This is a genomic window from Nostoc punctiforme PCC 73102 (assembly GCF_000020025.1).
Lineage (GTDB): Bacteria > Cyanobacteriota > Cyanobacteriia > Cyanobacteriales > Nostocaceae > Nostoc > Nostoc punctiforme.
This window is the reverse complement of sequence record NC_010628.1, coordinates 1511688-1523610: the sequence shown is the minus strand read 5'-3', so window position 1 is coordinate 1523610 and position 11923 is coordinate 1511688. Positions and strand designations below refer to the sequence as shown.

The window sequence follows — 11923 nt, the reverse complement described above, 5'->3', positions numbered from 1 at the left end:
CCTCGTTCCCATGCATTCCCAATACTTGTAGAGACGGCGATTTATCGCGTCTCAAAAACCCAAAATTTTTGCCAGTAACCCTTACTAAACCGTATTACATGCATTCCCAGATTCCATCTGGGAACGAGAATAATTAATTATTTTCCCATTCACTCAAGCATTTTATGACTAACCAAGTTACCGCTTCTCGCCATATTCTTGAAGAGATTGTGTTGCATAAAAGGCAAGAAGTTGCACAGATGCAGCAGGAACTTCCTCTAGCTTCTTTGCAGCAGCAGTTAATTACGGCTCCACCTGTCCGAAATTTCTTAGCTGCTTTACAACAAAATCCCAACCAACCTAGCTTAATTGCTGAGGTAAAAAAGGCATCACCTAGCCGTGGGATTATTCGGGCGGATTTTGATCCAGTTGCGATCGCTCAAGCTTATGAACGAGGTGGTGCAGCTTGTCTATCAGTCCTCACCGATCGTAAGTTTTTTCATGGCAGTTTTGACAATTTGCGTAATGTGCGATCGCACGTTGCATTACCCCTACTGTGCAAAGAATTCATCATTGACCCTTATCAAATCTATCTAGCACGGACAGCAGGCGCAGATGCGGTTTTGTTGATTGCTGCTATTTTATCAGACCAAGAACTGCAAAACTTTTTGCAAGTAATTCACGATTTGGGCATGAATGCACTGGTAGAAGTTCATACTTTGGCTGAATTGGATAGAGTTCTTAAGCTTGACGACTTACATTTAGTAGGAATCAACAATCGCAATCTAGAAGATTTTACGGTTGATTTAGGAATAACACAGCAACTTTTAGCACAGCGCCAGCAATATTTACAAAGCTTAGATATCACTGTTGTCAGTGAATCTGGACTGTATACACCTGCTGATTTATCTCTTGTCGCTGAAGCTGGTGTGCGTGCGGTTTTAGTCGGAGAGTCTTTAGTTAAACAAAGCGATGTAGAACAAGCTGTGCGTAGTCTTTTAAGGCTTTCTTAGAATATAGACCTAACCCCCAACCCCTTCCCTGCGAGCGTTTGGGAGTAAGATTCAAAGCCTCTCTCCTTTTAGGAGAGAGGTTTGGAGAGAGGTCAAAGTGTATTGCATCCAAGCGAGAAGCGCTATATTACTACTTCAAAAAATGAAGCTCTAATACTCGACGACGGAGCTAAAAGCCTCGTTAACGGAGCTAAAAGACTCGTTAACGGAGATAAAAGACTCGCTGACGGAGATAAAAGACTCGCTGACGGAGATAAAAGACTCGTTAACGGAGATAAAAGACTCGTTAACGGAGCTAAAAGACTCGCTGACGGAGATAAAAGACTCGTTAACGGAGCTAAAAGACTCGCTGACGGAGATAAAAGACTCGTTAACGGAGATAAAAGACTCGACAACAACAAATATAGCGTGGCTATCGCTAATTCCTAAATGTTGATTCTTCCAAAACTATTAACTAATCATTAACTATTTTTCAAAATGACCTCTATCTCCAATTCCTTTCAAACTTTACGCGATCGCCAACAGTGTGCTTTAATCCCCTTTATTACAGCAGGCGATCCTAACTTAGAAACCACTGCCCAAGCTTTACGTATCTTAGATCGCAACGGCGCTGACTTCATCGAGTTGGGTATTCCCTACTCTGATCCTCTCGCAGATGGGCCTGTTATTCAAGCAGCCGCAACTCGCGCTTTGCAAAAAGGCACGAAATTAGAACAAGTATTAGAGATGTTGCAAGCTGTAACTCCTACCCTGAAAGCGCCGATAATTCTATTTACTTACTACAATCCCATTTTGCACCGGGGTATTAAGACATTTTTGGCGCAAATTGCTGCTGTTGGGGTGCAAGGGTTGGTAGTGCCAGACTTGCCCTTAGAAGAAGCAGAAGAATTAATCCAAACTGCTGCATCTTTTGGGATTGAGGTAATTTTACTAGTAGCTCCTACCAGTTCTAAAGATAGGATTTTAGCGATCGCTCGTCAATCTCAGGGTTTTATCTACCTGGTAAGCGTCACAGGCGTTACAGGTATCCGCGCTCAAATCCAAGACCGCGTAAAAGATTTAATTACCGACTTGCGAAGCGTCACCGATAAACCCATCGGCGTTGGTTTTGGTATTTCCGGGCCAGAACAAGCGCATCAAGTAAGGGAATGGGGAGCAGATGCCGTGATTGTTGGTAGTGCCTTTGTCAAACGGTTAGCTGAAGGCAGCCCAACCGAAAGACTACAAGCAGTAGAAAAGCTTTGCCAAGAACTGAAAGCAGCAATTACCCCAGTATCCCTGCAACAAGTTGTTTCCGCAAAATAAAAAACTCTCTCTTTCTTCCCTCTCTGTGCCCTCTGCGCCTCTGTGGTTCGATAAAAAATAACGAACCGCAAAGGGCGCAAAGGTCGCACAGGAAGAAATACAAAGGAAATCTTGGCTATGAAACTCCTGCTAAAATCTGTCAAAATATTAATCTATAGCTTACTTATAGTTAGCGCCTGTGCTGTTACAGTCTTCGCCCACGATCGCATTGGCTACGGACAAGACAAACACTATAGGTATGAAAATCTTCGGGGACAATACGCTCAATTAGCTGTAAGAAAGAACGTAACTGACCTGACACCAGCAGAGAAAGCAGCCTTCGTCAAAGCTATCAAAACCTTAAAAACTACAATTCCCGCAGGTAGCAAGGTCAGTATTTACGACCAATTCGTTGCCATACATCTAGGGGCAACACGCTTGATTCATAATCATAAAGGACATTCCGATGGTTCAGTTCAAGAACTTGCTCATGAAAATGCGGCATTTTTCCCTTGGCATCGAGAATATATCCGCAGATTTGAACAAGCTTTGCAAGCAGTAAACCGAACTGTAACTCTGCCATACTGGGATTGGACAGACCCCAAAGCATTTGATGTAATTTTTAACGATGACTTTCTTGGTTCTAACGGTCAAGGAGTAACCATCAAAATTCCAAATCAGGGGGATTTTACCGGTGGGGCTGTACAAACTGGGGCTTTTGCTGCTGCAAATGGCTGGATTATGAATCCAGAATTAAACCTTGACCCAGATACCGGAACATCATTAGGGACATCACTTGTACGCTTTCTAAAAATACCTCCTGCCACTGATTATCCAGTGCCCAAAAAAGATATTGAGCGTGCCCTGAGTCTTAATAACTATTCTTTATTTCGCCCTGCATTAGAAGGATTTATCTCTGTAGATGAGCAAGGTAAAGTCACCCCCGGAGGATTCATCCACAACTACATTCATGGTTTAGTCGGTGGGGCACAAATAGACGCAAGTACGACACCCGTAACATTTAAGGGTTTAGGGACTATGAGCAATATACCAAGTTCCCCTTACGATCCCGTGTTTTGGTTGCATCATGCCAACGTAGACCGCCTCTGGGCTGAATGGCAAGAAAACGGTCATAAAGGTAGCGATTTTTATCCTGCCGATGGTCAGCCTTACGGACACAATCTTAAAGACCTAATGTGGCCTTGGGACGGCGGGATGTCTACCCCGAAAGCAACGGCGTTAGGGAATTTACTATCCCTATTACCAAAATTTAACCCTAGCGATTTGGTGCGCCCTATAGACGTTTTGAATCACAAGGAACTGGGTTATACCTACGAAACCTGGGAAAGAAAAACGCAAAGATGAGTTCTAAAAAATTAGAACGAAAGTAAAAAATACTTGAACATAAAAGGATTTTAAACAGTGGTAAGCATACAAGACATCAAGACTGCAACTATCCAACCAGATTCTTTAGGCAGATTTGGAAGATTTGGTGGTAAATACGTCCCCGAAACTTTAATGCCTGCATTAAGTGAGTTAGAAGCAGCATTTCAAAAATATCGCAACGAGCCGAGTTTCCAAGCAGAACTGCAAAACCTACTGCGCGATTACGTCGGACGACCCAGCCCATTATATTTTGCTGAACGCTTGACAGCAAACTACGCTAGACCAGATGGCACTGGGCCGCAAATCTATTTAAAGCGTGAGGATTTAAATCATACAGGCGCTCACAAAATTAATAATGCTTTAGCTCAGGTGTTACTCGCTAAACGTATGGGTAAGCAAAGGGTTATTGCCGAGACAGGTGCAGGACAACATGGCGTAGCAACTGCAACTGTCTGTGCGCGGTTTGGTTTGAGATGTGTGATTTACATGGGCATCCACGATATGGAACGCCAAGCCCTGAATGTCTTCCGCATGAAATTAATGGGGGCAGAAGTTCATCCAGTGGAGGCAGGTACGGGAACTCTCAAAGATGCAACTTCCGAAGCAATTCGAGATTGGGTGACAAATGTGGAAACAACCCATTACATCTTGGGTTCTGTCGCCGGGCCTCATCCTTACCCAATGATTGTCCGTGACTTCCACGCGATAATTGGTATTGAAACTCGCGCTCAATCCCAGGAGAAATGGGAAGGATTACCAGATATTCTACTGGCTTGCGTGGGTGGAGGTTCCAATGCGATCGGCTTGTTCTATGAATTTCTCAATGAACCTTCAATACGTCTAATTGGAGTCGAAGCGGCGGGTGAAGGTGTAAATACAGAAAAACACGCAGCTACCTTGACAAAAGGAAAAATAGGTGTATTGCATGGTGCAATGAGCTATTTACTGCAAGATGATGACGGTCAAATTATCGAAGCTCATTCAATTAGTGCCGGATTAGATTATCCCGGTGTTGGCCCAGAACATAGTTATTTAAAGGATCTTGGTCGCGCCGAGTATTACAGTGTGACTGATAAACAAGCGTTAGAAGCATTTCAACGACTTTCGCAACTAGAAGGAATTATCCCAGCTTTGGAAACTGCTCATGCGATCGCATATCTCGAAACCCTTTGCCCTGAGTTAGAAGGCAGTCCCCGCATTGTCATCAATTGTTCCGGCAGAGGTGACAAAGATGTGCAAACCGTCGCCAAAGTCCTGATTCCTTAATTTTCTTGTCATTTGTCATTTGTCCTTCGTGAATGAGTAATGACCTATAACCAATGCCCAATACTTCGACTTCGCTCAGTACAAGTGCCCCATGCCCCATGCCCAATGACTAATTATGATAGCTGTAACTCAAACTCCACCTGATAACATCGCCATCCCTTCTGAATTCTATAACTGGTCAGCTTTATTGCAACAGTTGCTGAATCGGCAATCGTTAACAGTTCCCCAAGCTGCGGATTTGATGCAAGGTTGGCTCACAGATGCCATTCCTCATGTACTATCAGGAGCGATTTTAGCCGCAATTCAAGCCAAAGGCGTATCAGCCCAAGAATTAGTAGGCATGGCCAGTGTCTTACAATCCCAATCCCCAATCCCCAGTACCCAGTACCCAGCCCCACTAATTGACACTTGTGGAACTGGTGGAGATGGCGCTTCCACCTTTAATATCTCGACTGCTGTTGCCTTTGTTGCTGCCGCCGCCGGGGTAAAAGTTGCTAAACATGGCAATCGTTCGGCATCTAGCAAGACCGGTTCGGCTGATGTGCTGGAAGCTTTGGGGATAAATCTCAACGCCACTCCTGAAAAAGTACAAGCCGCAGTGGGTGAAGTTGGAATTACCTTTTTGTTTGCTCCAGGTTGGCATCCTGCACTCAAAGCGATCGCTAGTTTGCGAAAAACTTTGAAAGTGCGGACTGTTTTTAACTTACTCGGTCCGCTAGTAAATCCCATGCGACCAACGGGGCAAATTATTGGTGTGAACGATCCGCTTCTACTAGAGGAAATTGTGCAAGCTTTATCCCAATTGGGATGTCAGCAAGCGATCGCAGTTCATGGACGCGAACGTTTAGATGAAGCTGGTTTGGCAGATGTCACTGACTTAGCTGTACTCCAAGATAAAAAGGTGCGTTCTCTAACGCTGAACCCTCAAGAACTTGGTTTAAATTTTGCCCCAACTGCGGCGTTATGCGGTGGAGATGTCCAAGAAAATGCCGACATCTTGAAGGCAGTTCTTCAAGGTAAAGGCACGCAAGCACAGCAAGATGTTGTTGCTTTAAATACAGCCCTAGCATTCCAAGTTGGTGAAGCCATTCATGGGGAAACGGATGTTTTAGCCAGTTGTGTCAAAGGTATTGCCTTTGCAAAGGAAATTCTGCAAAGCGGCGCAGCTTGGACAAAACTAGAACAACTTGCTGAATTTTTGCGCTAGACAAATCTTTCCCACCCAGCCTCCCTATTTCTTTTACGAGGCCACGATGTACAGACAAGTTTTCTAAAGCTGCCAATACATCGACCTGCAATGCCAATGCATCGACCTGCAATGCTAATGCATCGACTTGCAATGCCAATACATCGACCTACAATGCCAATGCATCAACCTGCAATGCCAATACATCGACCTGCAATGCTAATGCATTGACCTGCAATGATTAGCCTTTACACCCACAAACTATACACAAGGAAAAATAGATGATTATCATACTTAAAAACGGTACACCTGCTGAGGAAATTACTCGCATCAGCCAAGAACTAAGTGAAACTTGGAAAGTCACCGTAGAAAAAAGCATTGGCACTCATAAAGTTGTGCTAGGGCTAATTGGTGATACCACTAGCATCGATAAATTACAGATTCAAGAGTACAGCCCTTGGATTGAGCAAGTATTACGAGTGCAACAACCTTTCAAACGGGTAAGCCGAGAATTCCGACATGGAGAAGCCAGCGAGGTTGTTGTACCTACACCCAACGGTGATGTCTATTTCGGCGAACATCATCCGATTGTGGTGGTAGCTGGGCCTTGTTCCGTTGAAAATGAAGCAATGATTGTCGAAACTGCAAAGCGCGTCAAGGCAGCAGGAGCGAAGTTTCTGCGCGGCGGAGCCTACAAACCCCGCACTTCACCTTATGCCTTTCAAGGTTATGGGGAAAGCGCTTTAGATTTATTAGCAGCAGCACGGGAAGCTACTGGTTTGGGTATCGTCACAGAATTGATGGATGCTGCCGATTTATCAGCAGTGGCGAGAACAGCTGACATAATCCAAATCGGAGCTAGGAATATGCACAACTTCTCGCTGCTGAAAAAGGTAGGCGCTCAAGATAAACCTGTGCTGCTGAAGCGGGGGATGTCTGCCACAATTGACGAGTGGCTGATGGCAGCAGAATATATTTTGGCATCAGGAAACCCAAATGTGATTCTTTGTGAGCGGGGAATTAGAACCTTTGATGGTAAATATGCCCGGAATACTTTAGATTTATCTGTGCTTCCGGTATTGCGATCGCTGACCCATTTACCGATTATGATCGATCCTAGTCATGGTACTGGTAGGTCTGAATATGTTCCATCGATGGCAATCGCTGCGATCGCAGCTGGTACAGATTCCTTAATGATTGAAGTTCACCCCAATCCCGCAAAAGCTTTATCTGACGGGCCGCAATCTCTCACCCCTGATAAATTTGACCGCTTAGTTCAAGAAATGTCAATTATTGGCAAAGTAGTCGATCGCTGGTCTACACCTACATTTGATAGCATTAATGACAACCGCATTCTCTTCGCGCCGGAACTTTCAAAGTAAACAGAGTGTAATCTCAGCTAATTTTTTGTGAATGGCTAAACCCGATCAACAGATTTTTTAAACAAAAGAATCCGTTGGTCGGGTTTTCATCAGCACGAAAGACTGATTATTGTAGAGACGGCGATTCATCGCGTCTCTTGCCTTAACCATAATAATTTTTATTACTTACGATAGTTCCGAGTTAAATAAAATTGTATTTAAGATTACAAGGTAATGAAAAACTAGATTTGTGGGGAATTAATTGACCCTGCTACCAAGGAGTAATAATGGTTTTAAGTCAATATCAACGTGCTGTAGGCGTATTTACTCATCGTCGAGATGCAGAACAGGCCCTACATGAGTTGAGAGATTCTGGCTTGGCGATGGACAAAGTATCTGTAGTTGTACAGAATATAGCTCGCAATCATGAGATTGCTAATGATGAAATTAAAGAGCGCACTGGTGATAAAGCCGACGAGGGTGCAACAGTAGGAGGGCTTTCAGGCGGCGCTGTTGGTGGGTTGACTGGTTTATTAGTAGGTCTTGGGACTTTAGCAATCCCTGGAGTTGGGCCAATAATGCTGGCTGGCGCAGCTGCAACTGCTTTGGTTACAACCCTTGTTGGTGCAAGTATTGGTGCTGCTACTGGCACTTTTGCTGGTGCATTAGTTGGTTGGGGAATATCGGAAGAGCAAGCTAGAGCATATAACGAGCGAGTAGAGCATGGGCACTATTTCATAATCGTGGATTGTACATCTTTTGAAATTGCTAAAGTAGAAGCAATTCTACAGCGTTGGGGTATTGAAGAATTTGGTATTTACGAGCCTCTAAGTAGTGAGCAATTATCTACAAACTCTGCTACTACCATTCCTAATAAAAGTGGGATTTTAAGTAAGTATGCTGTTAGTTGTTTTGATAGCATAGATAATGCTAAAGCTGCAATTAACGATATGTATATAGCAGGTTTTTCAGGAAACCAGATGTCTTTAATTTGTAAAGATTCTTCTCAATTTATTGGGCTAACTGGTATTAATTTAAGTGAGCGCTTTGACGCTATGAGGCTAGGAATAGCAGATGAATGGGCACGTTTTTACAACGAGCAAATTTCTCAAGGCAATTACATACTCATCGTTAGTGGCACAGACAAAGAGCTTGAGCAGGCTAGCTTGATTTTGGGCAATTATGGAGTTCAGGAATGTCAAATTTATGACCCGATGTTAATCCGTTCTTGAAAAGAAATACTGGAAATTTCAAAATTTTTGTCAGGACAAACAAAATATACAGCAATACTTTCAAAATCATCTAGTCTGTATCTGTTGCAGTTTATCAATTAAGTTAAAAACTAAGTATTTCAAGCGTGCAGAAGATAAAAATACTGTTTATTAATATTCCGCCCGGTTTCCGGGCGAATATATAAAAAAGCAATTGTGCCGACTAAATTACTTCATCAAAATTTCTGAGGAGATTTAGATGAAGTCATTAATAGCCTTCTATCGTATAACCAGCAGATTGAACTATCTGTTTAATCGACTCTTCAGAAGCCGCAGCATCTACAGTTACGGTTTTAGCATCAACATTCACATCTACTTTGGCATCAGATTCCATCGTCAAAATAGATTTAGTTATTTTCTTGGCGCACTCATCACCTTTAATATTCGGAACTTTCAATTCAATTGTCATTACTTACCTCAGTTCGTCAACTTTAATTTCTATTTCATCAATATAATAACGATTGAGACAGTGAGGAAACATCTTACTATAGTGAGGGAATTGAATATCCAAAAGATAGTAATAAATAATAGCTAGACTTAAATTATTAGTTGTTGGATGGCTAATCCCTCTAGTTTTTGGTAGATGCCCTTGTGCAATTTGTTGTGTGAAGAAAGTTAGTCTGGCGATTTAGTTGAAACAGGATAAAATATCGAGCTACCTATTTTTTTTAAGTTCGTGCATACTTCTCACAACCTTTGTTACTAGATTTCTGGGTGTAAATCTGACGCTTTCGGTCAATATTTTATTTCTCATCCCAGGAACAACAACAGTTTTGTTTTTCATTAAACCCTGATAACCAATTTTAGCAACGGTTGCCGTATCCATCATTCTGTTAACGCTAGCAATCTTTGAATCTTCCATTGCAGCAGTTTGTTGGAATTCTGATGCTGTTGGCCCGGGGCAAAGAACAGTCACGCTAACACCAGTACCCTCTAATTCATTAGCGATCGCTTCTGAAAAGGATAAGACATAGGCTTTAGTAGCAAAATAAACTGCCATTAGAGGCCCTGGTTGAAAAGCTGCTGCTGAGGCCACATTTAATATTTTTCCATAGTCTTGCTCGACCATATCTTTGAGAAATAACTTTGTTAAATGAGTCAATGTCACCATGTTTACCTGAAGCATTTGCAGTTCAATACTGAGGTCTGTTTCGCTGAATGCTCCATAAGTGCCAAAGCCAGCATTGTTAACCAGCACATCAATTTTGATGGATTCTTGCTGGAGTTCTCTAAAAATTTCTTCTGGAGATGTTGGGATAGATAAATCCTTAGCCAAAATTTTCACAAAAATACCAAACTTTTGCGGAAATTCATTTATGATTTCTGTAAGTTTCTGCTCATTCTTATCCACTAACACCAGATTATAACCATGACGGGCAAAAATCTGGGTTAATTGATAGCCTATCCCACTAGCCGCTCCTGTAATTAGAGCAGTTTTTTTTTGCCGACTTTCAGATGTTTTATTCATGCTAGAAAAATGGCGAATGTGAGTTAATTAATTTAAGTTCTATAAATTTAGCTACAGCAATATATAATGTTTGCTGTAGCTATTTTTATACAGACAATAAATGATGCTATCCACCTGAAACGAGTATGCTTCAATCAAGCATAAGAGACGCAAATATAAAAATCTGTATCTATATAAACAAGAGCAAAAATATTTAATATTGTCATTAATGTCACAAACTAATTCCGTTACTATAACTGATGTGCAAGCAGCACAAGAGCGAATTTTGGGAATTGCCCATCGCACGCCGGTGCTAACTTCTAGAATGGTTAACGATCGCACCAATAGCCAAGTATTCTTTAAATGCGAGAACTTTCAACGCACCGGGGCATTTAAATTTAGAGGGGCGTATAATGCCTTAGCGCAACTATCGGTAGCCCAAAAACAAACAGGCGTTATCACCTATTCATCAGGAAATCATGCTCAAGCGATCGCTCTAGCTGGTAAACTCCTCAATATCCCTACCACTATTGTCATGCCTGATGATGCACCCACTGTCAAACAAACTGCGACTCGTGGTTATGGTGCAGAGATAATTTTATACAATCGCCAGGAGGCAAACCGAGAAGAATTAGCCCAAAGTTTAGCAAGCGATCGCTCTTTGACACTCATCCCTCCTTACGATCATCCCCATGTAGTCGCCGGACAGGGAACAACTGCTTTAGAACTGATTCAAGAAGTTGGTGAATTGGACTTGCTATTAGTTTGTTGTGGCGGTGGCGGATTACTTTCAGGATGTGCGATCGCAGCTAAAGCACTTTTACCCAATTGTAAAGTAATCGGGGTAGAACCAGCACTTGCCGACGATGCTACCCGCTCTTTTCACACCAAAACCCTGCAAACTGTCAAGAATCCTGATACCATCGCCGATGGTGCGCGGACTCCTAGCCTTGGTAAAATTACTTTCCCCTTAGTGCTGCATTACGTCGATGATATGGTGACGGTATCTGAAGAAGCAATTCTTCGCACCATGTTTTTCTTGTGGGAACGTCTGAAAATTGTAGTTGAACCCACCGGAGTACTTGCAGCCGCAGCCTTACTCGAAGGTGTGGTGACAGCACCAGAGTCGAGGATTGGTGTGATCATCAGTGGTGGAAATGTCGATTTGGCGCAAGTTGGTAAATTGTTTTCTGGTGGATTTTGACACTCCCACCCTTTGAAGGAATGGGATTGTCAGGGTAGTAGTTTAATACTGAATTATTGATAGGCTATGACAACAATCCCAGCAAAGATCAAACTTACTGCAATAATTTGGTTGAATGTCAAACTTTCTTTAAATAGCCAATAGGAAATAAAATTAACTAAAATAAATCCAATTCCTTGAGATGTTGGTACTACTATAGAAATAGGGAGTTTATCTAGTGCTTTGGCGAATAAAAGTAACCCTATACAGTAAGCAATCAAACCAGCAATAAACCAAGGAGAAGTGATGGTTACAATAAAACTAGTAGAATTATTACTTGCTAAACGTGACTGCTTTATTAGAATATTGCCAAGACAATTGCAGAAAGCAGACATAGTAACAATTAACCAAGGTAATTGTGAAAAATGAAGCATTTTTAATCCCATAATATCAACAAGCAAATTTTAGAACCCAGACACAAAAAAATAACCTCTGTGATTCTCTTCAGTAAATTAGTTGCAATTTTAACCATTAGTTTTCATAAAAA

12 protein-coding genes are annotated in these 11923 nt (G+C 42.2%); 9 read left to right on the top strand and 3 right to left on the bottom strand.

Features of this window, described 5'->3' with window-relative positions:
* Positions 1–164 precede the first annotated feature (164 nt).
* The 8 genes from trpC to NPUN_RS06405 all read left to right on the top strand — a co-directional run bounded on the left by trpC (position 165) and on the right by NPUN_RS06405 (position 8707).
* Complete coding sequence (gene trpC / locus NPUN_RS06440; protein ID WP_012408007.1) at positions 165–992, top strand: indole-3-glycerol phosphate synthase TrpC; 828 nt, start codon at positions 165–167, stop codon at positions 990–992.
* 81 nt (positions 993–1073) lie between these two features.
* Entirely contained in the window at positions 1074–1421 is a 348-nt protein-coding gene (locus tag NPUN_RS06435) for a hypothetical protein (protein ID WP_041565228.1), read from the top strand.
* 48 nt (positions 1422–1469) lie between these two features.
* Positions 1470–2297 (top strand): tryptophan synthase subunit alpha, encoded by an 828-nt coding sequence (gene trpA, locus NPUN_RS06430; RefSeq protein WP_012408006.1) that lies wholly within the window; start codon positions 1470–1472, stop codon positions 2295–2297.
* A 117-nt stretch (positions 2298–2414) separates the two neighbouring features.
* Complete coding sequence (locus tag NPUN_RS06425; RefSeq protein WP_012408005.1) at positions 2415–3641, top strand: tyrosinase family protein; 1227 nt, start codon at positions 2415–2417, stop codon at positions 3639–3641.
* Positions 3642–3698: 57 nt separating this feature from the next.
* The gene (gene trpB / locus NPUN_RS06420) at positions 3699–4928 is read left to right on the top strand and encodes a tryptophan synthase subunit beta (RefSeq protein WP_012408004.1); all 1230 of its coding nucleotides are present in this window, start codon (positions 3699–3701) and stop codon (positions 4926–4928) included.
* A 115-nt stretch (positions 4929–5043) separates the two neighbouring features.
* Complete coding sequence (gene trpD / locus NPUN_RS06415; RefSeq protein ID WP_012408003.1) at positions 5044–6135, top strand: anthranilate phosphoribosyltransferase; 1092 nt, start codon at positions 5044–5046, stop codon at positions 6133–6135.
* A 260-nt stretch (positions 6136–6395) separates the two neighbouring features.
* On the top strand, positions 6396–7496 hold the full coding sequence (aroF, locus tag NPUN_RS06410; RefSeq protein WP_012408002.1) for a 3-deoxy-7-phosphoheptulonate synthase: 1101 nt from the start codon (positions 6396–6398) through the stop codon (positions 7494–7496).
* Positions 7497–7762: 266 nt separating this feature from the next.
* Complete coding sequence (locus NPUN_RS06405) at positions 7763–8707, top strand: hypothetical protein (RefSeq protein WP_012408001.1); 945 nt, start codon at positions 7763–7765, stop codon at positions 8705–8707.
* A 247-nt stretch (positions 8708–8954) separates the two neighbouring features.
* Here NPUN_RS06405 and NPUN_RS06400 read toward each other — a convergent pair whose 3' ends face one another.
* On the bottom strand, positions 8955–9155 hold the full coding sequence (locus tag NPUN_RS06400; RefSeq protein ID WP_012408000.1) for a heavy-metal-associated domain-containing protein: 201 nt from the start codon (positions 9153–9155) through the stop codon (positions 8955–8957).
* Between the two features lie 246 nt (positions 9156–9401).
* Entirely contained in the window at positions 9402–10214 is an 813-nt protein-coding gene (locus NPUN_RS06395; protein WP_012407999.1) for an SDR family NAD(P)-dependent oxidoreductase, read from the bottom strand.
* Between the two features lie 208 nt (positions 10215–10422).
* Between NPUN_RS06395 and NPUN_RS06390 the strand changes: the two genes are divergently transcribed.
* A complete protein-coding gene (locus tag NPUN_RS06390) occupies positions 10423–11397 on the top strand; it encodes a threo-3-hydroxy-L-aspartate ammonia-lyase (RefSeq protein ID WP_012407998.1) in 975 nt (324 codons plus the stop codon).
* A gap of 53 nt (positions 11398–11450) precedes the next feature.
* On the opposite strand, the gene NPUN_RS06385 is transcribed toward NPUN_RS06390, so the two are convergent.
* Positions 11451–11837 (bottom strand): DMT family transporter, encoded by a 387-nt coding sequence (locus NPUN_RS06385; protein ID WP_234711056.1) that lies wholly within the window; start codon positions 11835–11837, stop codon positions 11451–11453.
* Positions 11838–11923 lie beyond the last annotated feature (86 nt).